Source organism: Halomicrococcus pelagicus (assembly GCF_050954125.1).
Map to the genome: position 1 here is coordinate 1 of NZ_JBPBWC010000024.1, position 26,057 is coordinate 26,057.

Annotated in this window: 25 protein-coding genes; 10 read left to right on the plus strand and 15 right to left on the minus strand. The window is 57.9% G+C overall.

Annotated elements, in window-relative coordinates; translation table 11 throughout:
- Window positions 1–729: 729 nt before the first annotated feature.
- The gene (locus tag ACRYA2_RS24230) at window positions 730–1,497 is read right to left on the minus strand and encodes an iron-sulfur cluster assembly protein (RefSeq protein WP_433633929.1); all 768 of its coding nucleotides are present in this window, start codon (window positions 1,495–1,497) and stop codon (window positions 730–732) included.
- Between the two features lie 24 nt (window positions 1,498–1,521).
- A complete protein-coding gene (locus tag ACRYA2_RS24235) occupies window positions 1,522–2,580 on the minus strand; it encodes an amidohydrolase family protein (protein WP_433633931.1) in 1,059 nt (352 codons plus the stop codon).
- Window positions 2,581–2,750: 170 nt separating this feature from the next.
- Between ACRYA2_RS24235 and ACRYA2_RS24240 the strand changes: the two genes are divergently transcribed.
- Window positions 2,751–3,794: an NAD(P)-dependent alcohol dehydrogenase gene (locus ACRYA2_RS24240; RefSeq protein WP_433633933.1), complete on the plus strand. Its 1,044-nt coding sequence runs from the start codon at window positions 2,751–2,753 to the stop codon at window positions 3,792–3,794.
- A gap of 939 nt (window positions 3,795–4,733) precedes the next feature.
- Here ACRYA2_RS24240 and ACRYA2_RS24245 read toward each other — a convergent pair.
- A complete protein-coding gene (locus tag ACRYA2_RS24245; protein ID WP_433634027.1) occupies window positions 4,734–5,003 on the minus strand; it encodes a DUF7571 family protein in 270 nt (89 codons plus the stop codon).
- A 261-nt stretch (window positions 5,004–5,264) separates the two neighbouring features.
- Here ACRYA2_RS24245 and ACRYA2_RS24250 point away from each other — a divergent pair, with 261 nt between their 5' ends.
- Window positions 5,265–5,471, plus strand: coding sequence for a cold-shock protein (locus ACRYA2_RS24250; protein ID WP_113277871.1), 207 nt, complete (start codon window positions 5,265–5,267; stop codon window positions 5,469–5,471).
- 461 nt (window positions 5,472–5,932) lie between these two features.
- On the opposite strand, the gene ACRYA2_RS24255 is transcribed toward ACRYA2_RS24250, so the two are convergent.
- Window positions 5,933–6,511: a DUF8170 family protein gene (locus tag ACRYA2_RS24255; protein WP_433633935.1), complete on the minus strand. Its 579-nt coding sequence runs from the start codon at window positions 6,509–6,511 to the stop codon at window positions 5,933–5,935.
- Between the two features lie 119 nt (window positions 6,512–6,630).
- Between ACRYA2_RS24255 and ACRYA2_RS24260 the strand changes: the two genes are divergently transcribed.
- Together ACRYA2_RS24260 and ACRYA2_RS24265 are read left to right on the plus strand one after the other, a co-directional pair.
- Entirely contained in the window at window positions 6,631–7,038 is a 408-nt protein-coding gene (locus tag ACRYA2_RS24260) for a helix-turn-helix domain-containing protein (RefSeq protein WP_433633937.1), read from the plus strand.
- A 116-nt stretch (window positions 7,039–7,154) separates the two neighbouring features.
- Window positions 7,155–7,505: a hypothetical protein gene (locus ACRYA2_RS24265; protein ID WP_433633939.1), complete on the plus strand. Its 351-nt coding sequence runs from the start codon at window positions 7,155–7,157 to the stop codon at window positions 7,503–7,505.
- A 119-nt stretch (window positions 7,506–7,624) separates the two neighbouring features.
- Here the strand turns inward: ACRYA2_RS24265 and ACRYA2_RS24270 are convergent, their stop codons facing one another.
- Complete coding sequence (locus tag ACRYA2_RS24270; RefSeq protein ID WP_433633941.1) at window positions 7,625–8,827, minus strand: M14 family zinc carboxypeptidase; 1,203 nt, start codon at window positions 8,825–8,827, stop codon at window positions 7,625–7,627.
- Between the two features lie 282 nt (window positions 8,828–9,109).
- Between ACRYA2_RS24270 and ACRYA2_RS24275 the strand changes: the two genes are divergently transcribed.
- Complete coding sequence (locus ACRYA2_RS24275; protein ID WP_433633943.1) at window positions 9,110–9,406, plus strand: MarR family transcriptional regulator; 297 nt, start codon at window positions 9,110–9,112, stop codon at window positions 9,404–9,406.
- A 241-nt stretch (window positions 9,407–9,647) separates the two neighbouring features.
- On the opposite strand, the gene ACRYA2_RS24280 is transcribed toward ACRYA2_RS24275, so the two are convergent.
- Together ACRYA2_RS24280 and ACRYA2_RS24285 are read right to left on the minus strand one after the other, a co-directional pair.
- Complete coding sequence (locus ACRYA2_RS24280) at window positions 9,648–9,839, minus strand: DUF7127 family protein (protein WP_433633945.1); 192 nt, start codon at window positions 9,837–9,839, stop codon at window positions 9,648–9,650.
- Window positions 9,840–10,186: 347 nt separating this feature from the next.
- Window positions 10,187–11,362 carry an enolase C-terminal domain-like protein gene (locus tag ACRYA2_RS24285; RefSeq protein WP_433634029.1) on the minus strand — a complete coding sequence of 392 codons (1,176 nt, stop codon included), beginning with the start codon at window positions 11,360–11,362 and terminating at the stop codon, window positions 10,187–10,189.
- A gap of 112 nt (window positions 11,363–11,474) precedes the next feature.
- On the opposite strand from ACRYA2_RS24285, the gene ACRYA2_RS24290 reads away from it, so the two are divergent.
- Entirely contained in the window at window positions 11,475–12,455 is a 981-nt protein-coding gene (locus tag ACRYA2_RS24290; protein WP_433634031.1) for an LLM class flavin-dependent oxidoreductase, read from the plus strand.
- 56 nt (window positions 12,456–12,511) lie between these two features.
- Here ACRYA2_RS24290 and ACRYA2_RS24295 read toward each other — a convergent pair whose 3' ends face one another.
- A complete protein-coding gene (locus tag ACRYA2_RS24295) occupies window positions 12,512–13,549 on the minus strand; it encodes a substrate-binding domain-containing protein (protein ID WP_433633947.1) in 1,038 nt (345 codons plus the stop codon).
- A 156-nt stretch (window positions 13,550–13,705) separates the two neighbouring features.
- A complete protein-coding gene (locus ACRYA2_RS24300) occupies window positions 13,706–14,689 on the minus strand; it encodes an ABC transporter permease (protein WP_433633949.1) in 984 nt (327 codons plus the stop codon).
- A gap of 139 nt (window positions 14,690–14,828) precedes the next feature.
- Here ACRYA2_RS24300 and ACRYA2_RS24305 point away from each other — a divergent pair, with 139 nt between their 5' ends.
- A complete protein-coding gene (locus ACRYA2_RS24305) occupies window positions 14,829–15,608 on the plus strand; it encodes an ATP-binding cassette domain-containing protein (RefSeq protein ID WP_433633951.1) in 780 nt (259 codons plus the stop codon).
- A 9-nt stretch (window positions 15,609–15,617) separates the two neighbouring features.
- Here ACRYA2_RS24305 and ACRYA2_RS24310 read toward each other — a convergent pair whose 3' ends face one another.
- A complete protein-coding gene (locus tag ACRYA2_RS24310; RefSeq protein ID WP_433633953.1) occupies window positions 15,618–16,376 on the minus strand; it encodes an HpcH/HpaI aldolase family protein in 759 nt (252 codons plus the stop codon).
- A gap of 144 nt (window positions 16,377–16,520) precedes the next feature.
- On the opposite strand from ACRYA2_RS24310, the gene ACRYA2_RS24315 reads away from it, so the two are divergent.
- A complete protein-coding gene (locus ACRYA2_RS24315) occupies window positions 16,521–17,303 on the plus strand; it encodes an SDR family NAD(P)-dependent oxidoreductase (protein ID WP_433633955.1) in 783 nt (260 codons plus the stop codon).
- Window positions 17,304–17,311: 8 nt separating this feature from the next.
- Here the strand turns inward: ACRYA2_RS24315 and xacF are convergent, their stop codons facing one another.
- On the minus strand, window positions 17,312–18,763 hold the full coding sequence (xacF, locus tag ACRYA2_RS24320; RefSeq protein ID WP_433633957.1) for a 2,5-dioxovalerate dehydrogenase: 1,452 nt from the start codon (window positions 18,761–18,763) through the stop codon (window positions 17,312–17,314).
- Between the two features lie 125 nt (window positions 18,764–18,888).
- On the opposite strand from xacF, the gene ACRYA2_RS24325 reads away from it, so the two are divergent.
- The gene (locus tag ACRYA2_RS24325) at window positions 18,889–19,755 is read left to right on the plus strand and encodes a fumarylacetoacetate hydrolase family protein (protein ID WP_433633959.1); all 867 of its coding nucleotides are present in this window, start codon (window positions 18,889–18,891) and stop codon (window positions 19,753–19,755) included.
- A gap of 82 nt (window positions 19,756–19,837) precedes the next feature.
- Here ACRYA2_RS24325 and ACRYA2_RS24330 read toward each other — a convergent pair whose 3' ends face one another.
- The 4 genes from ACRYA2_RS24330 to ACRYA2_RS24345 all read right to left on the minus strand — a co-directional run bounded on the left by ACRYA2_RS24330 (window position 19,838) and on the right by ACRYA2_RS24345 (window position 24,105).
- Window positions 19,838–20,704 carry an amidohydrolase family protein gene (locus tag ACRYA2_RS24330; protein ID WP_433633961.1) on the minus strand — a complete coding sequence of 289 codons (867 nt, stop codon included), beginning with the start codon at window positions 20,702–20,704 and terminating at the stop codon, window positions 19,838–19,840.
- 56 nt (window positions 20,705–20,760) lie between these two features.
- Window positions 20,761–21,858, minus strand: coding sequence for a Gfo/Idh/MocA family protein (locus ACRYA2_RS24335; RefSeq protein ID WP_433633963.1), 1,098 nt, complete (start codon window positions 21,856–21,858; stop codon window positions 20,761–20,763).
- A gap of 2 nt (window positions 21,859–21,860) precedes the next feature.
- A complete protein-coding gene (locus ACRYA2_RS24340) occupies window positions 21,861–23,036 on the minus strand; it encodes a mandelate racemase family protein (protein ID WP_433633965.1) in 1,176 nt (391 codons plus the stop codon).
- A 181-nt stretch (window positions 23,037–23,217) separates the two neighbouring features.
- On the minus strand, window positions 23,218–24,105 hold the full coding sequence (locus ACRYA2_RS24345) for an MBL fold metallo-hydrolase (RefSeq protein WP_433633967.1): 888 nt from the start codon (window positions 24,103–24,105) through the stop codon (window positions 23,218–23,220).
- A gap of 846 nt (window positions 24,106–24,951) precedes the next feature.
- On the opposite strand from ACRYA2_RS24345, the gene ACRYA2_RS24350 reads away from it, so the two are divergent.
- A complete protein-coding gene (locus tag ACRYA2_RS24350; RefSeq protein WP_433633969.1) occupies window positions 24,952–25,623 on the plus strand; it encodes a hypothetical protein in 672 nt (223 codons plus the stop codon).
- Window positions 25,624–26,057 lie beyond the last annotated feature (434 nt).

Consider the following 26,057-nt stretch of genomic DNA (forward strand, 5'->3'; position numbering starts at 1 on the left):
GGCTGCCTTCGGGGACGCACGAACGGCGTGCTCTCCCACGAAGGAATCCTCGCGCTTCAGTGCGGGGAGGATGTCAATATGACCTGCTGCCTTCCGCAGCCCGATGATTTAATGGTGTGCATCGATAACTATTCTCATAGATGACGGACCAAGAGAACGAGCCTCGGTTGTCCGATGATAGCTCCCCAAACACGGCCCTTTGCCAGAACTGCGATGAAGAGTTCGACTGGCAGCGAGACAGCTGTCCACACTGTGGATGGGACAAAAGCGAATGGGTCGCAGCCGGACGATATGGCTTAGCGAAATAACGTGCTCCCACGGCTAAAGCCGTGGACTGCCCACTTGATGTTGGCTAAGCCGGTTAATCCAGACAAGCGAGAATCGAAGCTTTGCGACCGACGGCACTAACTCCGCCACGACGCCGTTACTCCTCCCGTGATGACGGTTGAGAGTCATCTTCTTTTGTGTCGGTCGGCGCGGCCGGCTCGCTGTTCAATCCTAACTCTTGCCGCGGCAGACACCAAGTCAACTACCAGTTTCCCACACACACGCTCTCTCCGCCTGGTTAATCAGACACGCTCACGGCGCACTGTATCTGCTATCACCCATCTATAATCAGCGAGGGAATCCCGGCTTTCTGGAGAAAAAACCCGGACGGGGAGACTGGGCGACTCACACCGCCTACGACACCCTGTCGGCAGAAGGGGAGTCCCACGCTCAAGCCCATGGCTAAAGCCGTGGGTAGATGACATCCTCATATCGGGATTCATTGAGATTAGCGCAGATTCCGCCTTGTCCGTCCATGTTTGTGTGCGCCAATCGAGAGCGGGCGTGAACCTGATCGAAATTTTCGACGTCGATCGGGTCGTTTTCCGGAGTTGCGAACAGTACATCCTCGGCGGACGCAACAACTCCTGTACTTGCGGCCTTCTCGAGATACTCGCGAAGTGGTGCTGCCGGCACAGATAGGTGGAGTCCTCCATCCTGAACAGTGACTACGGCGTGCTCTCGGTCATCACTCGTAGCGGGTGGTCCGTCGGCTTGGAACGTTACGTCATTCCGTTGTAACCGAACAATCTGGTCCGGTTGAAGACCGGCGTCACGGAGTGCATTGACTGCTCGATACTGGCGCGCCAATCGGGCCTTCTGGTCGAGCTCCTCTCGAACCTGAGTGATGTCGTCCTCAGCGTCCTCGAACACGTCTTCAAATGCAAGGCACTCGTTTACGCCGCGATTGATCTCCGCCTCATGCATATGGTCGATGAGGCGGATCTGAATTGTCTCCACAGCCGGAAGGGACCCTACTTCGTCGCGGATTCCAGTGGCCATCATCCATGCAAATGCTGGCGAACACCATGCGGTCGGAAGGCGGAACTGCACCGTCACGGCGTGGTCGTCGATGTGGATCTGATCGATGTACTGGAGTTCGACAATCGACTCGTCGAGTTCTGGGTCAGTGACCCTGTCTAAGCGTTCCTGGACGGCTGACTCGCTCACTGAGTCGGTGGATCGAGTCATTACTTAGTCTGCGGCAGTCTCCCCCTCGTCGTACTGGTCGGAGAGGTCGAACTGAGTGCTGATATCATCGTTGCGGAGCTGTTTCTTCTGCTCCTCGATGTCGATATCGTACAGTTCGGCTGCGTTCTCTCCCATCACTTTTCGCTTGACATCGATAGAGAACTCGACGCCGTACTCGTCGCGCTGCTCTTGTGTGAGTTCGGCGTTCATCACCGCGTCAATGAGCCACTCTGGTTCCCAGATCGCGTAATCACTGCCGAAGAGGATGCGGTCTTCGCCGAGCCAGAACAGGAGCTCGCCCATTATTTCGCCGAACTTCTGTGGGCGGGACTCAGCAAAGGGCGCCGCCACTGCAAGCCCACCGTACACGTTCGGCTCTTGAGCGGCGATCCAGGCGAAGTCGTCAAGCCGTGGGAGGCCAACGTGCTCAACGATGAAGTTTAGTTCTGGGAACGATGTTGCGGCGTCGTCCACGTCGGAGACGTCAAACGCGTCTCGGTTCAGTGGTCGAATCGTCGGTCCCTTGTGTGGGTGGATGTTTTTAATTCCGAGGTCGACGCATTTCTGGAGGTAGTCGAACGCTGCTTCTGAGTCGAGACGCCATCCCTTTGAATCACCCTTCCACTCTGCTGTGTAGAGTTTCACGCCGTCGATATCGTATTCTCGTTTTTGCCGTTCGAGTTCGGTGAGTCCGGCGTCACCGTCCCGGGGATCAAATCGTCCGTTTGTAATAAACCGTTCTGGATACTGCTCGGCGACTGCAGCGTTGTCGTCGACTGTGTTGAATCCCTCTTTATAGAATTCGTTAAGATGGGTTGGCTGGAAGATTCCCATATCGACGCTGCCATCTCGAAAGAGGTCCTGCACTAGTTTCTCGGAACTATACTTCCGGTACTGGTCTATGTCCCACTCGCGGTCGTCGGGGGTGAAGGCTGTGTGATAGTCGTAGAAGCACTGAATAAACTGCTCACCGCCTTCGTGCTTGATGTTTTCTTTGCTCGCATCCCAGTGGTGGAGGTGACTGTCGATGACGAACACCTCTTCCCCGTTATATTCGTACATGCGCTATGCTAGATGGTAACGCAGCACCATGTATATTTGGATTGTTCATGAACGTATGGTTATTGACCTCCTCCGACGGCTGAATCCGTGGGCTTTCGCCACGCCCCGCTGTAACGTATCTGGCACCAGTAGCTATTTTACGCTCTCAGTGCTAACTGTTATCTACTACCATGCAAGCAGCACGCCTTCACGAATACACCGAACAGATGGACGATGCGCTCTCAATCGACGAGATTGATCGGCCGGAGATCACGCATCCGAACGACGTGATCGTTGAAATTGAAGGAGCTGGATGGTGCCAGACCGACAATCACGTAATCGAGGGGATGTGGACCGACTACGTCGAGCAAGACCTCCCAATGACGCTCGGTCATGAGAATGCAGGGACAGTCACGGAGGTCGGCGACCAGGTAACAACTGTCGACGTTGGCGATCCAGTAATCTGCCATCCCGTAATGACATGCGGCAAGTGCCGTCCCTGCCGCGTCGGCGAGGACATGTACTGTAAAAATCTCCGATTCCCCGGTTTGACAACCAACGGTGGGTTCGCAGAGTACCTCCAAACATCCGAACGGTCAGTTATCCAGCTACCCGACGGAGTAGATCCAGCAGAAATCGCCCCACATGCAGACGCCGGTATCACAGCCTACCATGCCGTCAAGAAAGCAGTCGACGAATTAAACCCCATCAACGACGCAGTAGTCGTCGGCGTCGGCGGACTCGGTCACATTGGACTGCAAGCGCTTGATGCGATGAGCGCAGCCTCGATAACTGCAATCGACATCAAAGACGAAGCACTTGATCTCGCAAGGGATCTCGGCGCCGACCACGTAATTAACTCGTCTGAGAACAACGTCGAAAGCGAAGTTATGGCGCTCACAGATGACGAGGGCGCCCACCAGATTCTTGACTTCGTCGGAAGCGACGACACAACTGACTATGCCTCGAAGATTCTCGCACCAGGCGGTGATCACCACGTCGTCGGGTATGGCGGACACATCCACCAACCGTCACAGACACTCGTCAATGGAGAATTTTCCTACCGGGGAACCCTCGTCGGTACGTACCCCGAACTCCAGGAGCTAATGGCGCTCGTCGCCAATGATGAAATTGACCTTCGAACCAGTCGATACTCACTTGAAGAAATCAACGAAGTCGCTGAGCAATTAGAACACGGAGAGATAGAGGGACGAGCAGTAATCGTCCCGCCGTAGGGAAATCAGACACCACGATGGCACGATAGTCCAAAGATCGATCAAGGTCTGTAATAGCTTGGCGACGGTACCTCCTCGCTGCAATCGAGGAATTGACCTCCTCCACGCCCTGACGGACGTGGAATCCGACCATCGGATTTCCGCCGAGTGTGGCGTTCGAGGTTCCAACCCGTACTCAGAGGGAACCGGCGACACACCGGGGGAACTCTCGTTTGTCTCCCTCATAGGGCTGTGGCCCGGCCAATGAGACCCCATCGGAATCCGTGTCATCGCCGTGCGACCCACCGCTGGTTCGCCACCCCTTGTGATTCGGGGACGGCATCTCACCGATTCCGTTCCGTCTGCGCTAACAGGGGCCACAGAGAAAACAGGTGCGGTCGAAATCCGGCCCGGCCACCGAGACCGGGTGTCGCAGCGGGCCTCCCGCTTGACCCGCGCCTGAAGACGCGGGTATGCGCTCGTAATTATATCATCTTTTGTGATACCGTCTGCGTCTCGCTCTGCTGCGTCGATCGCGACATCGTCGATGCTTCTGTTCTACCTGTCTGAACTGTCTGTAACAGACGCCTCATACAGAGGTTCGAGGAGAACGTCCACGGCTAACGCCGTGGGCTGAATCCGGTAGCACACTAAACAGTCAATCATCAGCGTTGTCAATGGAATATGAGCATACAGCGCCTGTTGTCGGTTTGCGTAGCGGTCAGTCGTCACTGCGTATGCAGCAACGACTGCGATCATGTGGACATCCACAATAGAACAACTTGGGAGACCCGAGGAGTTGAACGGAGAGCCATTCAGTAAGCGAAATCGATTCAGACTCGGCAAGAAATGAGTCTGCGAGGACTGTCAGAAGTCGTCTAGTCCACGTCCAGTTGCAATGTAGGCGTGTCTATTGCACCACTATGCCAGCCGAAATACTGGTCGAGGGGTACGTACTGTTCAGGGAGACACGGAGTCACGATTCCAGCCGGGGTCGTGACCTGTGTGGTCAATGAGATCCGATCGACACGCTGGACAATAGTCAGGGGTGACTGATTTACCTCGGGGGACGTACACCGCGCCGCCGCACTTCACGCACGCATCCGGAACGATGGTCGCGCAGTCCGCGCAGACGTTAAAATCGTCAACTGTGAGGTCGCGCAGAGGTTCGAGTTGGTTATCCAGAATATACTCGTCGATGACTGCCTGACAGTTGGAGCACGGTTTCATGACGATGCCTATAGCCCCATGTGACCACCACGTAAATACCTGCCTCCGAGAATCATCCGAGTCGCTATGGTCTGAGTGTTTCCTGTAGATAGTACCTGCTCCTGACCGGCGGTTCCGATTCCTCTCGACGAGGCCGGACTCTCGGACGACACCCCTCCTGTGAATCGGCCGACCCTCCATCTGCATCTCGATCACGAGGAGGGGACGTGGTACCGTGACTTCGGAAGTGTTATCGCCAACGCGGGACTATGGGTATTTGTAATGGCAAACGGTAAGGTTGACTTCTTCAACGACACAGGCGGTTACGGTTTCATTTCGACTGACAGCGACGACGTAGACGACGACGAGGACGTGTTCTTCCACATGGAGGACGTCGGCGGCCCCGACCTCGAAGAAGGGCAGGAAGTCGAGTTCGACATCGAATCATCCCCGAAGGGACCCCGCGCGACGAACCTCGTCCGTCAGTAATAGCGACGTTCACCCGTCGCTCACAGCGCCGAATTACAACTCTATTCTTACACACTATCACGTGCCGGAGCTGGTGCTATCTGTTTGCGAGGAGAGAATCCCGCCGTTTACAGTGGGAGTGAATCCGACATCTCCCGGAGTAACGGCTGTGTGGCACAGCCATCGACGTACCTGTTCGACCGCGAGAGCGGATGCTTCGCACCGCGAGAACAGGTCGTATCGTAGACCGGCAAATATCCCACCCTGCGGTACGGGAAGCCCCGTCGTGAACGACGGGGAGGATGTCACCCAGCGCGAACCCCGTGACTACCCCTACTGACAGTCCGCCTGCAGACTCATCTTCTGACCCCAAACACGGTCTTCCCCCTTTTTGATTTTCAGAACGAAAGCAAAGTGACTGAGTAGTCCTGTATCCACAACCGCAACTCGTCACGCATCGAGACTCCGGTTGCTATCCCGTTCTATGGTACTGCCTCAGCACACTCCAAAAGGTCGTCCTCAGACTGCCACACATACAGTCGGTCTGCGTCGGCGAGCATGTCGAAGATTGCAGTCTGCATCCCGCTATACGGATTCTCGATATCGACATTCGTATCAACGTCCTCAGCACCCACATCCGTGTACTCGCGCTTGAGAACGTACGTTTTTGCGAAGTACTTCTCCAGTGCGGTGAAGTATCCTTGCTCGACCAAGAAGCCACCCTGATCGTGTTCGCTTACGCCAACGATGTAGTCGGTATAGTCGGCGAGCAGCCGGAACTTGAGATAGGTGTTCACCCACTCGCTGCGAATATCGACCATCAGGAAGGCATAGGCGTCTGCACGCCGGTTGAGACGGTCTTTGACAAGCTGAAGGCGATAGATTTCGGGTTGTCCGTAGCTCCCGAGGACGAAGTAAGCGCTCTCAGTCGTGAATATTGGCGATAGTTCTGCAATGCTTTGCTTGAGCGCTTCATATTCCTCCGGCGTGAGTGATGTTTCGTGGAGATACTCCTCAGCTCTCTCTATGATTTCCTCCCTCGTGGGTCCCGTTTCCTTCATTGTCTTCACGCTCACAACCGCACAATTTTAAGGTAGTGGCTGCTTCGGTTACCACATCGTATTTGACCGATTCGCATTTTGGCGAAACGTTTTTGGACGTACTCCACGAATACTCCTGTATGAGCAAGCCTGATAACGCGTCAACCGATCTCGACCGTGTTCGCAAACGCCTGAACACCGTCACCCAAGAGACACGGTTTGCACTCATTCAGGACATCCTCGGACATCCGGCCCAACTCCCGACGCTCAAAGAGCTCGACTACGTCAACCCCAGCAAGAGCCAGACGACGATTCGCCAGCATCTCCAGCAACTCATCGACGTCGGTATCGTCGAAGAGGTCGTACTTCCGAAAGACCGACGGCAAAACGACCTCCCATACAAGTTCTACGGACTCAGTGAGGACGGACACGCATTCCTCGACGACCACGGCCTACTGCGCGCCGAAGAAACGCTGCAAGACATCTATGCCCGAGTGGAGAAGACCGACACTATAGAGCGCTATCAAGCCGCGCCACGCCCCCAGTAATGAGCGACCGCTGTAATTGACGAGTCATGTCTTTAGGTGGGGTGCGGTCTGGTCATCATTGAGCAGGGATATCGATCACGGAGTTAGGTATTGCCGATAGACTGTGGCTCCGCTCAATGAAATTAGGCGAGGCGAACAGCCGCCTGTTCGAGCGGGACGGCGACTGGTATCTCCACATCACTGCCCATAGAGAGATCGAACAGGAGACCTGCCCGGAGTCAGACGATGTTACTCCGGTCGGGGTAGACATCGGGAAAGCCGCCTTGACCACGGTGTGTCACCGTGACGAGCGCGACTCCCCGGCTCCACCCGAACTCTGGACCGACGAAGCAACGACTGTCCGCCAGCTTCGCGAACGGTACTTCTCCGCCAAGCGCCGGCTTCAGCGGCGCGAAGCCGAGAAACTTGATGAAACGTACGGCGAGACACTCTGGCGACGTTCGGAACGGATGCGTCTTGAAACCTGAAACGGCCAGCAGGGCCGGGAATCCCCTGCCAGGATTCCACGGGCTTTAGCCCGTGGAGGAGGTCAATGAAGGCCCTAATAGCGCCCATTTGACTGACGGAAGGAGGCGAGAGATATCAGCTACTCTTCAATCGTGAAGCTGTCCGTCTCCCGTTCGGGGAGTTTCGAGACGCTCCCTGGATCAACGTCATAGAGGGACCCGGTTGCTGTTGCCTTGACTGCACCAAGTAACGAGGTAAACACCTGTTGCACACGGAACTCACGATCTCCGAGCGTCCCTGTACTCAGTTCGTAGAGGACGCTTCCATACCCGGCGAGTCCATACCCGTTGCGTGCAATGCCGGCATATGTTCCACCGGGATAGCGGGAGACCGTCGACTGGTCGAACTCCGTGAGCTCGTCATACATGACCGATATGATCTGTTTTGAGAGATTCTGGGTCTCCTCAGTGACGCCGTCGTTGATCGGCCAGAAAAGCGAGCTCGTGACGACATCGCCACCACCGGAAGCGTCCGGATCCGGTGGATACGTGTCACGTTCGTACGCTTCACCGGGATTCTCCGGGTCGAACGTCGCATCCGGATCCGTCGTGTATGCCCCCTGCCGGTGGTAGTCAACGATCCATTCTGGATCGATTTCCTCAGTGGCGTTGAGCACAGCACGCGCCTCTGGTACCGGATTCTCCGGGTACTCATCCGGTAGGTTATTGTAGAGATTGCTCTCCGTCCAGTCAGGCCAGTGATAGCGATTAATGTCCCAGCCAATTCCTTCTTCGCCGGCAGTGTAAAAGCCGGCATCCCCGCCAAAGATATCATCACCTTCCCCACGCGCCGGTGCGTCTGTGTCGACGTTGTACCGCTGGCGTGCAACAAATCCATCCGGGTTCACACGGGGGACGATGTGAACCGTCACTTCCGATAAGAGCTTTTTCGCCTGTCCCTTCTTGCTCGCGAGGTGCTGAGCCACCGAAAGAAGCCCCTCGGCGGACGAAATCATTTCGTCACCGTGCTGTTGGCCGATTGCCATGACATCTGTCGTCTCGGGACACTGCTTCTCGTTTTTCGCACCGATAGACACGGCGTAGATCGGCCGATCTTGGTTCGAACGGCCGATCTCCGTTACCGAGACTCGATCCGGATACCGCTCCTCCAACTGCTGTAGAATGCGTTCGAGCTCGTCGTTGTCCAGCAGGTCGTCGTTCGCAAGATAATCTAAAGCAACTTTGCGTTTGCTCTGTTTTGCGAGCGTTTGTGTGCTAGCAGCTGTTCCCGCGGCGAGCAGACCGCCTAATGCCTTGAGCATCGATCGTCTATTTACTTGCATACATTCCAACCATGCATCATAGAATAATAAATCTAATCAAATACCAAAATTAATATAATCTACCCTTGTTAAAAGATGGAAAACAAATTACAACCTATGCTTCAGCAAACAAAGTTGCTCAACTACATTCGCTGAACACCCGTTCGAACGCGCAGGCGAAACTCCTCAGGAAGCAATCCATTTCACGCTCTAAAAGCGTTCAAAATCGCTGACGGTTCTCGATTGCAGATGCATCTGTTTGATGAACGCGTTTACAGTAGGGTCTGTTTCAATGGATAGTATATGGTGGCTGCCGACGTTGATCGTGATGCTCGGTCCGATGCTGTGACTGAGTCGTTGTTTACACAGTCAGAGTTCCGGTCGCGATTGGATGATCTTCCGCCGAGTGCCAAACTCGTTGCTAAGGTACTCGATGTCGATGCTCCGCTTGATCAAGCACAACTGGCTGAGGAAACACTATTGCCTGACCGAACGGTCCGATATGCATTGAATCAGCTACAAGAGGTTAACCTCGTCTCAGCGCGTGTGAACCTGAAGGATGCTCGCAAGCATGTTTACGAACTGCAGACTCCCCACTGAAACAAGTACGCGAACGTACCACGTACCGTTGCTATACAGTGGCTAGTGCGTACATGATTGAACAGGCCGGTGGACGAGTAACCGACGTCTTCGGCGAGCCGTGGACACCATCGATCTAGGGCATTATCGCGACAAGTGGCGTTCTTCCCACAGGCATCGTCGCAGCCGTTCAGCGATCGCTGAACGGAGACCCGTAACACCCAGTGGGTGATATCACGCCCATCGATCTCTCGCCTGACCACTATTCTCTGACTACGAGCATGCTGTCGTTAGTGGTGATGTCGGTCGCTTCAGTTGGTCGCTCGAACTCGAACTGGCGGTCTTCCGCGACGACGATAGCTGGCTCGCCGACGATGTCGAGAGATGCCTCAACGTCGGGCCCGAAATCATTGCCGCCCCATACCCGCTCTAAGTCCTGCCGGCTTACCGCCATACGTTCATACCTATAATAATCAATACCATTTCTCTCGACCTCCTATCTTAAAATCATCTTCACTGAACCAGGTTGCTCAACGATGCTGTCACCGTTCCGGCATACCATCTGAGAGATCGCGCACTATCTAGGAAAGATAGAATCCCCTTCATGGGATGTCGACCGGTCACGGGCTATCAGAGCCAGTCCGGTGTAGGACGGTGGTCATAGTTCTTGATCTCGTCAAGGGTGACTGTCCGGTTGTCCGATATTAACACCAACCGCAATCGTGTCCTCCCGTTCGAAGGACGCAGCGGGAATACGTTTCGACCGATCATTCCCGTCACCCGGCGACTCTGTGTATACATTCACCCGTAGATATGGACGGAGCCAGTCTGGTTGTTGTGGATGTACTCCCAGTCGTACTCGACGCCCAATCCTGGCCCATCGGGTACTGAAACAGAACCGTTCGAGGCGATGGTATCCATCATGTCTGAATATCCATTCTGGTACACCGGCGGTTGTGTATTTTGGCACTTAGGGTGCACTAACGCGAGTTCGTAGTAGTTGGCGTTCCGCGTCGCCGCAATACAATGACGTTGTGCCGGTCCTGGCGCGTGGAATTCGACGTCCAGCCCGAATCCCTCGGCGACATGGACAATCTTCATCGCGCCGGTGATGCCAGCGTCGTACTCGGGGTCTGCTCGCACGAAATCCGTTGCGTCGTTTACGATGAAATCGGTGTGCGGTTCTAACCCGCGGACGTGTTCGGTCTGGAGAATTGGTGTGTCGAGTTTTTCGGCGAGTTTTCGGTGGCTGTGCTGGGAGATGCCGCCGTCACGATAGGGGTCCTCATACCAGTAGAACTCTTGGGCGTCACAGGCGCGCCCAACTGCTAACGCGTCGGCAAATGTCTCATATTCGCAGGCCGGGTCCATCATCAGGTCCATCCGGTTGCCGACCCGTTCGCCGACCGCATGCACTGTCTCGATTTCCCGGTCGATATCTCGGGCAGCGTCACTACCGCTCCAGGGATGAATTTTGAAGCCTCTATACCCCATGCTAGCGCATTCTTCGGCGAAGTCGGCATACGCTTCAGGTGAGTCAAGCCCGCCGCTCGGGTCTGCACTGTATGTCGATGCATATGCAGGGATACGTTTGCGGTAGGTGCCGAGCAGTTCGTGAATTGGGGCGTCGTAGTAGGTGCCGGCGAGGTCCCAGAGTGCAATATCGATCGGGCCGATCCCCATGCGGTCATATTTGCGGAGTGCGCGCTTGATTTCGCTCCAGTGGCGCTCGCGCTGCAGCGGATTCTTCCCGACGAGGTAGTCGGCGAACAAGTTGAGCTGGGCCGCCCCCGGCGAATTCCCCCCCACGTACTCTCCCGTTATGCCGACGTCCGTTTCAATTCGGACTCCGTATGCAGTCCGATCGAGGGTGTTACCTGGGTCGTAGCGGAGATTGAATCCATTTTCGTCGGTGCCGACGTTCTCGACTGGGTAGCTGAACTCGATACTTTCGATGCGGGTAATGGTCGGTGGCATGCGGGGGGATACCATTACAGACAGGATAAACATTGACAAATGATAACAATCCTAGGCGTACTTGCGGTAGCGTGACGAACGAGACGGCATGGGGGATCTCACCTTCGAATGGATGGTTCCGACATTTCCAGGCAAAGGCGTCCACAGGGACGCTCCACTGTATGAGCAGCTCGACTGGCATCGTACGAAAGGGGGAATAGTACTCGCCGAGCAACTCGGCTATGACGGATTCTGGGCACCGGACCACTTCACACTCGGTGTCGACGAGGCAGAGCTCGAGGTATGGACGGTATTGAGCACGATTGCAGGCATGACCGAAACCGGAGCTCTCGGCCCGCTCGTCAGTGCTGTCCTTTACCGCAACCCGGCGCTGCTCGGGAAGATGGCGACGACGCTCGACGTCACGAGCAATGGACGAGCGGTCCTCGGCATTGGAGCGGGGTGGCACGAAGAGGAACATCGGGCGTACGGCTACGAGTTCCCACCCATCGACGAACGTATCGAACGTCTCGACGAGGCGATTCGGCTTATAAAGGCGATGTGGAACGATAACCCAGCCTCCTTCGAGGGCGACTACTACCAAATCAATGCGGTAACAAACAATCCACCGCCTGTTCAGGACCCACATCCGCCAATTCTCATCGGTGGCGGCGGCCCGGAGATGCTCCGACTCGTCGCCCGACACGCCGACGTTTGGAACGTCGAAATCACGGCGCGGAACCGTGGCCCGCCGACCGAGGAGAAAATCGAACATCTCGAGCGGTATCTCGAAGCAGAGAATCGGTCACCGGACGACGTCGAGTACTCGTGGCTCGGGCACTGTCTCATCGCCGACTCCGAACGGCGCGTGGAGGAACTGCTCGACCGTATCCTCCCCATACCGAGCGCGTCACCCGACCAGGAGTTCGAATTGACGACCGCGGACGAAGCCCGCGAACGCGGTGACTACTTCATCGGAACGCCTACGGAGGTCGCCGAACAGATCGAAGCTGTTGCGGATATGGGTTTCGAGCGGTTCCAGCTTATGTTCGTGGATTATCCCTCACTCGACGGTCTGGGACTGTTCGCTGACGAAGTGATGACGGAGATGTAACTCTCGTCACAAGGTGGCGCTCTCACCGGCGCCCTAAAAAAGATCCTGACGAGCCGTCAGGATGGAGTAGTCGTTGTTTGTTCGGTCGTCGTAGTCATCCCATCGCCGAAGAACTCTTGTAGATACTGCTCTGCGTTCTCCTGCGTAACCTGACGCCCCTCGATCGGGATGAAATCCGGCAGGTCTCCACCTTGAACTGCCGTTCGTCCGGCTTCGATGGATCGGAACACCATCTCTTCCGGAAGTTGTGCGATGGTTCCGTGGTACTGGTTGTCCGGGAATGTCTCGACCCACGCTTCGGAGCCGTCGATGCCGGTGACGGGCACGTCGCCCCTGCCGGCGTTACCGAGCGCACGGAATGCGCCGAGGGCCATCAAATCGTTCTGCGCGTAGACACCGTCGATATCGTCGCCGAAGCGGGTGATGAAGTCTTCCATGGTCGAGAGTGCTGCAGACGTCTGGAACTCGCCGGTCTGGCTTCCGAGCAGTTCCATGTTGTCGTTTTCGTTGAGCGTCTGCTGGAGTCCCTCCGCTCGGTCGTTGGTCACGCTTGCACCCTGTGTCCCCTGCAGTTCGACGATGCTGTACGTGTCTTGGTCGGCCCGCTGTTGCATGAATTCCAATAGGAGCGAACTAGAGCGTTGGCCGAGTTGGACGTTCTGGGAGGCGACGTAGGTCGCTACTTCCCCTTGCGCGACGTTCCGGTCGATGGTTACGACCGGGATATCTGCGTCGTTGGCCTGCTCGATCGCTGGCACGATTCCTTCTGCCGTGATCGGCGAGACCATGATGAAGTCGACGTCGTTTGTGACGGCCGTTTCCAGGTCGGAAATCTGCTTGGACTGGGAGTTCTGGCCATCGAGGAACGACCCGTTGAGATTCTGATTCTGTGTCGCTTCTTCGAACGCGTTCTGCATTCGCACGAAGAACGTGAACTCGAGCGACGGCACGGAGAGCACGGTCTGGAGCGTTTGCTGGTCCCCCGGTGTCGTAGTTGTTTCCTGCGCCTGCACACCGGTAGTTCCGATGGCTAGGGTGCCTCCGAGCAGTGCGCTGCGTTTCAAGAACGTGCGTCGACGTGTTTTCCCCCTCATACCCATTCACAGTACATCATCGGCCATTATATCGTTTAGTGGAAAATACGCCACGTGCAACTAATAGAGACAGAGTTCTTCGACGGTAATTTCAGCCCGCGATAGTGTGTGGGAGTGTGGGTACACTGTGGGACTGCGTTCGGGCCTGGAACTCTATCACTTGCGGCCAATCACGTTCGCGAGTACTGCAATCATCAAGACAATACCTTGCGCGACGAGTTGGCCCGCCGGGTCGACGCCGAGAAGATTGAGCCCGTTCGAGAGGACGCCCAGAATGAGCACGCCGACGAGCGTTCCGATCATGTTACCACTGCCACCGAACAGGTTCGCTCCGCCGAGGATGACAGCCGCAATCGGTGGGAGGAGCAAGTTGTTCCCCATCGTCGGGATGGCACTCCCGATACGGCCGAGCATGACGATTCCGGCGATAACGGTGAGACCGGCCGAAATCACGAGCACACCCATACGGATTAGTCGTACGTTGACACCCATCCGCTCGGCTGCCTCCCGATCACCACCGACCGCGTAAATATACAGTCCCAGTCGAGTCCTCGAAAGTATCAGCTGTGAAACTACGAGCAGGACGAGGAACGTCAGCGCGATGTTCGGGAATCCGAAGGTCGAGCCACTACCGAGCCACATCAGGGATTCCGGCAACCCGATGATAGGGCGGTTTTCCGAAACGATCAGTCCGAGACCGTCTGCGAGAAACAGCATCGCTAATGTGGTCATGAACGAAGGAGCCTCGAATCGGCTCGTAATGTACCCGGAGACGCCACCGAGTGTCAACGCAGCCCCGAAGCCAGCGATGACGGCGACGACGACCGGCATCTCGCCGCCGACGAGAGACCCGGTAGCGAGCGCAGCGATGAGCAATCCCGTAAACTCCATCATCTGTGCAATACTCAGGTCGATCTCGGCACAGAGGATGGGAAACGTACTGGCGATAGCGAGAATGCCGATAATCGATACCTGTCGCAGTATGTTCAACTGATTGCGATACGAGAGGAACCGGTCAGTCATCGATGCGAACAGGACGTAGAGCCCGACGAGCCCGAGGATCGGTCCATACCGACCGAGGGCTCGTAGCGTCGTGCCGTCGAGATCGAATTGGAGACCAGTCCGCGTTCGGGACCCCATATACCAAACTTTGGCACGCTCCGAGTGGTGTTATAGATTGGCCGTTTTGCCCACGCCTGCCACATCGGATTTTTCCAGTTCACTCACGCTTCGGAACCGGAACGAAGAGCTAAGCGACCGGCACGACTATCGTTAGCACATGGCTGACAGCGCGGTGGTCGAGATGGAAGGAATCACGAAGTCGTTCGGAAGCGTCGTCGCTCTCGAGTCCGTGGACTTCACGCTTCGCGACGGCGAAATACACGGGCTCGTAGGGGACAACGGTGCCGGTAAATCGACGCTCATCAAATGTCTTGCGGGTGTTCTCACTCCGGACGAGGGCACGATTCGCGTCAGAGGCCGGACTGTCTCTATCGACAATCCCCGGGTCGCAAAGAGCCTCGGAATCGAAACGGCGTTTCAGGATCTCGCGCTCGCGGGCAACCTCACTGTTACGCAGAACATTTTCCTCGGGCGTGAACGAGTCCACGGTTTCCGCGGTCTCTTCGGCGTCCTGGACAAGCGACAAATGCGCGCCCGCGCCGAGGAACTGCTCGCCGATCTCGAAATCGGCGTCGATCCGGACGCTCTGGTCAGGGATCTCTCCGGCGGTGAACGACAACTCGTCTCCATTTCCCGGACGCTCCTCTCCGACCCCGACGTTATCATCATGGACGAACCAACCAGTGCGCTATCTGTCGAAGGTGCCAAACGGGTTCTCGACCTGATAGAACAGCTCCGACAGCAAGGTATCTCAATCATCGTCATCTCTCACAACATCGAGTACACGCAACGCATCGCCGACCGTATCAAGGTGCTCTACAACGGGATGGACGCTGGCGACATATCTGCTGACGGTGTCACTCGCGACGACATCGTCGCCCGGATGGTCAGTGGTCGACCGGAGTCGGAATCTGCGTCCAGCCAGTCGACGGCGTGACAGCCCCCATCACGACTCGAACGAATCCACCAGCGTTTCGACGGCCCGGCTAAAGATCGGCGCGTCTACACCGATCGCGACGTACTGCGCGCCGGCTTCCCTCCACCGCTCGGCCATCGCCACGTCGTCGGCGTACGTCCCGACGACCATATCGGTATCGTCTGCCCGCTCGCATACCTCGGCCATCAGTTCTTCGACGCGGTCGTCGTCGACTTCTCCGGGGATACCGAGGGATTGCGAGAGATCGTAGGGGCCGAGAAAGAGAACGTCGATGCCATCGGTGACCATGATATCGTCGAGGTTCTCGATACCGCGTTCACCTTCGATGTGAACGATGACGGCCGTCTCCTCGTTCTGTATCTCCGCATACTGTGGACCGCCGTCGTAGGCTCCCGCGCGGACATAGGGAGATAGCCCTCGCTCGCCCGTCGGTGCGAACCTGGCGGCGTTCACCGCTTGCTCGGCGTCCGTCTTCGTTTCGACCTGCGGAACTTCGACGCCGGCGGCCCCGATGTCGAGTGCACGTTGGATTTCCGCCTCGGTGTTTGAGCGGACGCGGACGACCGGACTCGCCCCGCCGCGTTCGACCGCCGTACAAAGGCCGAGACACGTCTCGGCCGTCAGCGGCCCGTGCTCCTGGTCCAGAATGACGAAATCCATACCCGCGTTTCCGATGATCTCTGCGACGATCGGGGAGTCGATCGTCTGGAACGTCCCCACCGTCTCCTCGCCGTTCAGCAGCCGGTGTCGAAGCGTTTTCGACTCCATATCTGCTAATCGTCTTGGTACATAATGAACGATTATGCTACTCCCCCGGTCGTGCTGCCGTCGTTTCTCTCGCCGCTTGGACAGCACCCTCCACCCGTGTGAACGACATCTATTTATCGAAAAATAGTGTGTGTTCTCACAGCAATGGGGAAGCCAGAATTTCACTTCGAAGATGACACCGTCGTCGTGACGGGCGCGACGTCCGGCATTGGCCGCGAAACGGCGCTCCAGTTCGCTGATGCCGGCGCGACGGTCATCAACGCCGACGTCGAACAGGAGCCGAAAGACGCGGACGTCCCCACACACGAAGCCATCGAGAACGCTGGCGGTACCGCCGAGTATCTCGAGGTGGACGTGACCGACCCGGCGCAGATAGAGGCAGCCGTCGACCATGCCAGAAACTACGGTGGCGTCGACGTCATGGTGAACAACGCCGGCCTCTACATCGAGGGACCGATGCGTGAGATCACGCCGGAGCAGTTCGACCGCATCCACGCCGTCAACGCCAAGGGCGTCTTCTTCGGCTGTCAGGCCGCCGCGAACGACATGATCGAACGCGACGACCCAGGAGTCATCGTCAACACAGCGTCGATTAGCTCGAACCTCGCACAGTTCGACCAAGTCCAGTACGACTCCACGAAGGGTGCTGTTCGAATGATAACCCGTGGAACGGCACTCGAGTTCGCCGTACACGGCATACGGGTCAACGCCGTCGCGCCCGGACAAATCGCGACCGAATTCGCTGAGGGGTGGAGCGACGAAGCAGTCGACGCGGCCGAAAACGACGAACTCGTCAAGCCGGTCCCGCTCGGCCGAGCGGGCTTCCCGGAGGACGTGGCCGGCGCGATGCTGTTTCTCGCCAGCGACGATGCCGCGTACATCACCGGCGAACTGCTCCACGTCGACGGTGGGTGGCAGATTTTCTAGCCTAGCCGTCAGTAGTTCATGTACACCGTCTTGCTGATCGTGTAGAAGTCCAACCCCGCTTCTCCCTGCTCGCGGTAGGTCTCGCTCGACGAGGCTTTCATCCCGCCGAACGGCACGTGTAACTCCAGCCCCGTCGTCTTCTCGTTGACTTTTGCCACGCCGGCCTCGATCTCGTCGACGAACCGATTCGCTTCGGTGAGATCGTCGGTGACGATGCTCGCCGAGAGGCCGTACTCAACGCCGTTAGCGATATCCAGCGCCGTGTCGTAGTCAGGGGCTGAAATAACCGCGAGAACCGGTCCGAAAATCTCCTCCTGGGCGATTCGCATTTCCGGATCCACGTCGGAGAACACGGTTGGCTCAACGAAGTAGCCGTCTGCGTGGTCGTCATCGTCGAGTCGCGTCCCGCCTGTTTCGAGAGTAGCGCCCTCCGACTCGCCGAGGTCGATGTACTGTAAGGTTCCGTCGAGTTCGCTCTGGTTCACTTGCGGCCCCATCTCTCCGCCTTCGAGGCCGGGACCGATGTCGATATCCTCGGCGTACGCCACGATCCGGTCGAGAAACTCGTCGTGGACGTCCTCGTGGACGATTGCACGGGAGGTCGCCGTACAGGCCTGTCCGGTCACGCCGAATGCACCACTGGCGACGATGTCCACCGCTTCCTCCAGATCGGCGCTCGGCATGACGACTGTCGGGTTCTTCCCGCCCATTTCGAGTTGGATGCGCTTCTGGTCGCTGGCCGCTTGCTCGTACACCGTGTTGCCGACTTTTTGACTCCCGGTGAACGAGACAGCGTCGACAGCCTCGTGAGTGGTGAAGGTCGCTCCGACTTCGCTTCCTGGCCCAGTCACGTAGTTGATGACGCCGTCGGGTAGTCCCGCGTCGTCGAGAGATTCGATCAGTTTTCGCGAGACGTTCGGGGCAAGCGACGCTGGCTTGTACATGACCGCGTTTCCGGCTGCCAGTGCGGGCGCGATCTTCCATGCAGGAATTGCGATCGGATAGTTCCACGGCGTGATGAGTGCAGCCACTCCGAGCGGTTCGTTCACCGTGTACAGGGTTTTCTCCGGACTGCTCGCCGGTTTGACGGTCCCACCAACGTCGCGGGCCTTCGAGGCGTAGTAGTCGAAGATGTCGACGGCTCGTTGCACTTCGCCCGCTGCTTCGCTCCGGACTTTCCCCTCTTCGCGGACGAGGGTGTCGGTCAGTTCGTCTTTTCGTTCTGCGAGTTGCTGAGCCACCGTTGAGAGGATTCGTCCTCGTTCCGAGCTCGGCGTGTTGGCCCATTCTGTTGCTGCCTCATCCGCTGCTTCAAGGGCACGTTCGGCGTCCGCGCTATTGGACTGCTGGAAGTGTCCGATGAGGTCTGATTGGTCGGCTGGGTTCCGGTTCTCGAACGTCTCGCCCGTTTCGGAGCCCACCCATTCTCCGTCGATGTAGTTGTGGTACGTCCCCGCCATTCCACGTAGACCAACCGCGTCGAACCTATACACTTTTTCGTCAGTTGGTTATCCGACAGGTACAATCCTGAACTCTCACCGTACCTAGACTGGCGATTTTTACTGATGACGTGCTATGCTAGCGCATGAGATACTATCGTCTGCAGGACGGACCACAGACGCGACTGATCGCCCGTGATGGCGACCGGTTGGTCGACTTGACGAGCGTTCGTCCATCGCTCACCTGTTTTGCGGATCTCGCACGGAGCGCGGCCGTCAGCGGACTAGAGATTGACACCATCACGGAACGATACGTCGATGAAGCGTCCCGAGTCGATCCGTCGGTGCTGGCCGCTATGACCGTGCCCGTCGAGGCGGAGGAAGTCTGGGCGGCGGGCGTTACCTACCGAATCAGCGAGCAGGCACGTGAAGCCGAAAGCGGACTGCCGGAGATATACCTGGACGTCTACGACGCCGAGCGACCGGAACTGTTCTTCAAAGCCACGCCGAGTCGAACAGTCGGTCCCGGTGACGAAGTCGGAATCCGGGACGACTCCAACTGGAACGTCCCCGAACCGGAACTCGGTATAGTACTGTATCAGGGCGAAATCGTGGGGTACACGGTCGGCAACGATATGAGCAGCCGCGCCATCGAGGGGCAAAATCCGCTTTATCTCCCACAGGCCAAAGTGTACGACAGTTGCTGCGCGCTCGGACCCTGCATCGTCTCGCAAACGTCGCTGGACGACCCACACGACCTCGCGATGTCGATGCGAATCGTCCGCGACGACGACGTGGTGTACGAAGGCGAAACGTCGACGGCCGAGATGGTCCGGACCTGTGAGGAGCTCGTCTCCTATTTCACCCGTCACAACACCGTTCCGGAAGTGGCAGTGTTGTTGACGGGGACGTCACTCGTCCCAGACGAAGAGTTCACACTCCAAGAGGACGACGAACTCACGCTCACAGTCGAATCGATTGGAACACTCGAAAACACCGTCACCGTCGTCTGACGTCCGGCCATGGCGCTACGGTCGGACCGTCTCGACACCAGCCGTTTTCCCACCTTCCCGGTCGGGACCTGCTGCTGGCAGCTCAGAGGTGGAGCTGTTCGAAGGTACGGTGTGTGAGGTACCCACGGTCTCGGTCGGAGAGGAACGTGGCCTCGTCGAGCCAGGAGAGACACTCCTCGTAGGTGGCCCAGTCGTCCATCCACGGGTAGTCCGAGCCGACCATCAACCGTTCCGGACCGAACCACGACAACAGGTTCCTGACGTATGGGTGCATGTCCCGGTACGGCCAGTCCTCGGACGAGGAGCGCGGCAGGGAACTCACCTTCACGTAGACGTTGTTGTGGTCGGCGAGCTTTTCGAAATCGGCCCACGGCCGTTCGCCTGGATCGGTGTTCTCGTCAGGCCACGCCATGTGCTCGACGACGAGTGAAACGTCCGGATATGTCCCTGCTAGTCGCCCGATCATCGATAGCTGTGGCGCCTTCGGAAAGAGGAACACGCAGGTGTCTTGAGCGGCAGCTTCCTTCCAGACGGGAGCTAACCGGTCGTCGAGTATCCAGTCCGCGTCTGCGGTGATCTCTGACGGGGTTTCGTAGTCGAGGGCGGCATGCATTCTCACCCCTAGCATCCGGTCATGTCCGACGACGCGGCGGAACGCCGAGCGAACCGTTTCTGGGTTGGACTGAAGGAAATCCATGAGGCCAACTCCGTACAGCCGGTCCGGATATGCTTCGATGCTGCGCATCGTGTACTCGTTGGCCCGCTGCCCCCGTCCGTACAGTGGCGTCGTTACGACGACGCTCTCGTCAACGCCGACGCGGTCCATGTCCGCGACGAGGTCGGCGTGCGTGTATGCGCCGTCCCACCCCGGCGGTAGGAGGGGTCGCGTCCAGGGAAGTTCTGCGGTGTCTGGCCCCCATGCGTGCGTATGTGTGTCAATTAGTGGCATGGTCGGACAGTGTACGGCATGAATCACCTAAACAATACCGTGCGGTGCTGGTATTCTCACCACGATGTGATTTCCACGTCCCGGAGGGGGCGTTCAAGCGGAATCGATACCTGCCCGCCAACGTAATGTGACAGGTAGAACGCAACGATGATTTCGAGCGACCACGCCGCTTCCTCGCCAGTCGACCGATTCTCGGCATCCTCGTCCAGAAGCGCCTGTACGTGACGAGCGGCGTTCGGAAACGCCTCGCGGTAATCGTCGTCCCACGTCCACGCTCCGTCGATGTCCGTCAACTCCTGCTCGACGTGATTGCCGTCCTCGAGCCGCCAGTAACGCCACTCGCCATCGTCGTTGTTCAGATAGAGTTTCCCTTCAGAGCCGACGAACTGCATCGTCATCGAGGACATCGCTCGTGGTATCGTACAATCGACGGTAACGAACGTTCCATCGTCGAGGACGACGAACCCGCCGCCGCCGGCATCGTCGATCGCTCGATCGGCATCGAGCGACTCGACGGCCTCGTTCTCACCGCTGATGTATCCGGCTACCGATGCCGCACGTGCATCCAGCAGATACACGAGCGTGTCCAACAAATGCGTCGCGTTACGGAGCAGCTCCATCCGAAATTGGGTGCTCACCGCTCGAATGTCGCCGAGAATCCCCTCCGCCTGAACGAGATAGCGAAGTTGCTGAAGCTTGTCAGTGAACCTGAACGAATGGTTTACAACGAGTTCCGTATCGGTCTCGTCACAGACGGTGATCATCTCTTCGGCGTCAGTGACACACGACGCAATCGGTTTCTCGCACCAGACGACGTCGGGATCGGCGGATGACCGGACGGCGTCGACGACGTGGTCGTGGTGCAGCAGCGTCGGTGTACAGACCGACACTACGTCGAGGTCTTCGGTGGCCAGCATCGCGTCATGGCTGTCGTACCGCTGGTCCGCTGGAACCTCCCATGCGTCGCCGAACCGCGTCAGTTTCGCCTCGTCGACGTCGGCGATAGCGACGAGGTCGATATCGTCGGTCGCTTCATATCCGCCTGCGTGACTCGCCCGGACCTTCTTCTGGCCGATATCTTCCTCGGGGTGCATCCCGAGGATTCCCATTCCGGCGATACCGCCCGCGCCGATGATACCTGCTCTGTATGTCATCGTCAGTCGTAGACGTGGACGGTACCAGTCTGGTTGTCCTCGATGTACTCCCAGTCGTACTCGACCCCCAGTCCAGGCCCATCGGGGACGGGGACGGTGCCGTCTCCATCGACGGTGTCGAGCAGATCCGAGTAGTCCCCCTGATAGACCGGCGGTTGGGTGTTCTGGCAGTCGGGGTGAACTAGCGCGAGTTCGTAGTAGTTAGCGTTCCGCGTCGCCGCGATGCAGTGGCGTTGTGCTGGCCCCGGCGCGTGAAACTCGACGTCGAGTCCGAATCCCTCGGCAACATTGGCAACCTTCATCGCGCCGGTGATGCCAGCGTCGTACTCGGGGTCCGCCCGGACGAAATCCGTCGCCTCGTTCGCGACGAAGTCCGTGTGAGGTTCCAGCCCGCGGACGTGTTCCGTCTGAAGAAGCGGCGTGTCGAGTTTCTGGGCGAGTTTTCGATGGCTGTGCTGGGAGATGCCACCGTCGCGGTAGGGATCTTCGTACCAGAAGAACTCTTGGGCATCACAGGCGCGCCCGACTGTCAGGGCGTCAGCGAACGTCTCGTACTCGCAGGCCGGGTCCATCATGAGATCCATCCGGTCGCCGACGCGCTCGCCAACCGCATGCACCGTCTCGACCTCTCGGTCGATGTCTCGGGCAGCGTCGCCACCTCCCCAACCGTGAATCTTGAACCCGGGGTAGCCCATGTCGGCACACTCCTCGGCGAAGTCGGCGTACGCTTCCGGCGAGTCGAGCCCGCCGTTATCGTCGCCATGATAGGTCGATGCATAGGCGGGAATGCGGTCGCGGTAGGTGCCGAGCAGTTCGTGAATCGGGGCGTCGTAGTAGGTGCCGGCGAGGTCCCAGAGTGCAATATCGATCGGGCCGATCCCCATGCGGTCATATTTGCGGAGTGCGCGCTTGATTTCGCTCCAGTGGCGCTCGCGCTGCAGCGGATTCTTCCCGACGAGGTAGTCGGCGAACAAGTTGAGCTGGGCCGCCCCCGGCGAATTCCCCCCCACGTACTCCCCCGTTACGCCTTCGTCCGTCTCCACTCGAACCGCGTACAACCGACGCTGGGTCGTTGTGCCGGGCTCGTACACGAGGTTGAACCCGTTTTCGTCGGTTCCGACGTCCTCTAACGGATAGCCGAATTCCCGACTCTCTATCCGAGTGATAGTTAGTACCATGGCAATGAGACACTATACAGGAGCATAAAACCACCACCCAACTCTGGAGCGTGAGCCGTCGAATCACCGGCTTGAACGCGCTGAAACGGCTGTGTGACGTCGCAATCTCGAGACGCCTCTGGAGCTACTCCCGTCGCCGAAGTCGAACACGTCCTCACGTCGAGGAAACACACGACCGGTCTCATCTCTGATTTCGATTACGGGACTCGTTTCGCTGTCGAGTACGGGACGGGACGATACCGGGTTCTGAAAGCACCAGTCGGTCGCCGATGGAAGCAACGTCGATCACCCGTGGATACTGATACGATGCGGCGTGTTCGTGCAACACTTTCGGGTCAGCGGTCACACCCCGCCACATATCGTAGTGAGATGGCAACAGCCGGTCAAGTCGCAGCGCGTTTGCGGCTTCGATGACCTGGTTCTCGTCCATATACCATCGCGTCGTCCGCGTCTCGTCGTCGTCCGGATAATAGATGGCGCCCACGGTGCCGAACGCCAGCACACCGAGATCGATGTCGAACTCCGCCCCGATATCGTGGAACCTGTCTGCTGGTCTGCTATCCCCTGCGTGGAAGAACGTACCCGCGTCGTGTTCGACGACGTACGTGACGGGTTCGATGGCGTCCGGGTCGTCTGCACCGCGAACGTGAACGGTGAAATCACCGACAGTGACCGACTCACCGTCGGCGACGACTGCCCTCCGTTCGTCGGCCACTTCGAAGTCGCCGTCGTAATCCGGTCGGTCGTAGGCCGCCTGTGGCGCGTACAGCATCCCCTCGTCGGCGTTCACAAGCGGTGCATACGATGGTGGATGCATGTGGTCGATGTGCTCGTGGGTGACGAACACAGCGTCACAGAGCGTCGCATCCGCCGGATCCATCGGCACCGGTATCATGCGAACGATGTTCGGCGGGTCACCGTCGGCAAAGTATGGGTCGATGTACAGCGTCGTTTCGGCCGACCGAACGACAAATCCATTGCAGCCGAGATACCACACCGAAACTCCGTCCGGCTCTCCCCCCTCGACCTCCTCAGTCACGAACCAATCCCCCCAGGTGGCGTGAACCATGTCCCCTCCCACTACAGCCAGAATATAAACTGTTCCCCGGCTTCGGGCCACCTATTGTTCGTTCTCGTCAGATGAAGGCGAAGCGAATTCCATTACGGAAGTGCGAGGAGAAAGTCCCGATGAACTATCGCTGTGAGGCGGGAAGGATGTCAATTCCTCGTAGCCAGTACGCGCCTCCTCCCAGAACACGTAGATGAGGAAGCTCAGAAACAGAACCGGGTTGGCGCTCAACGGGTGAGAGAACGATACGAATGCCGGCCTGATCGTTGTTGATTCGTAGTTTCCAGTGCATACCAGCGTTTTTAGGCGCGGGTCGAACGAGAGGCCCGACGCGATACCCGCTGCCGATGGTCAGCCGGAATATCCTACGGCGGTAGGTTTAAGCGTCTGTACGCCCTGTTTTAACCTGCTACGCCAGCGGAGAGAGTCGTGCCAGAGAACACACGCACGCCGATGACTCGGCTGGCGACGGGGCCTATGTGACCGGGCCACAAGACACCCGCGTGAATGAGGCTTACGCCGCCGTGAGGCGGCGGAGCCGACGACAAGGCGATATCCCGTAAAGGATTTTCCCTGACGGGCCGCCACTGACCACGCGACCGAATGCGTCTTGACACCGCGAAGGCCACGACCGGCCGATATCCCATGGTTGGATGCCACGCCCTTGAGGGCGTGGAGGAGGTCACTCGTAGTACGAGCTGAAACCCGAGCGTGTGCACCTACTACGCAGTGACAAGTGCTATCAGCGTAACCGGTATTCACTTGAAGCTCCCGTAGGTAGTCACGAGGCACTCCATGAGCCGAATGACGCTACTTATCCCCGTGATTTTTCCTCAAGAGGACGCCTTGACGGACACGAACATACAGGGGCTGACCGGTTTCGATATCGTGTTGTTCGGCTACTGGAAGACCCCCGAGGGGGTGAATCCAGCAGTCGTCCGCGAGGAACACAAGGTCGAAGCTCAAGCCGAACTGTACGAGTTGGCGGCCCAGTTCAGTCATGCCGGTGCGTCGACGGAGGTCCAGTTGCACTTCGGCCCAGCGGGCGAACAGATGACCGGCCTCAAGACCCGGATTGCCGAAGAATCCAACGCCGACGCGGTCGTCATTCCGAGCCGAATCACACTGTGGAACAACATCCTCGTCCCGCTGCGTGACGATCGGAACGCTGATCGGATCGTGGAATTCCTCACTGCATTCGACCCGGAGACGATTTTCGCGCTGGAGTTGTTCCACGTCGCGGCTGACGAGAGTGACGTCGAGACCGCAAGCAAGATGCTCAGTGGTGTGGAACGAGCGCTGCTTGACCACGGGTTCACCGAGAGTGACCTTGAAGTCACCGTGGAAGTTGCGTCTGACCCAGAGGCAGCGATTATCGAGCGGGCGAGCCGCCACAACGTCATCGTGATCGGGGAGACAGAGGGACTACAGCGCGCGAATCAGTTCCTCGGACCAACCTATGAACGTATCACGGAGCGCACTGATGTCCCGGTCGTCGTCGTGCAAAATCGACGCTGACGAGGTTACAGCGCGTCTTGTTCGCCGTGGACCGGCCGATGAGTACTGGCCGTTGCGGCGCCATCGCCCCTGACTGCCACTTTGGATTGTCTTGCTCATCCTCTTCGACGAGGCCTGCCGTCCTGGCCAGCATCGTAATCTGGAGGACGAGTCCATCGCCGGACTACTTGATCCGGTTCGCCATTAGAGGTTAGTACAGTATTCCAACTTCAGAATATTCGTCTCACAACTGCTCCGGCAGTTACAAGGTGAATTCCCGTACGAGGGAGCGTCAAGGGTATATTGGATAGATAGTGAGTAGCGCCCTTCGGGATTTGGATTCACTTTCACTTTTACTCTGGATGGCTCACGCCTTTTACCAACAGATTCAAACAGTGGAATGCAGTCGCAGTGGCAAACCGGACAGTGTGGACAGTATCAGTCACCCCACCTCA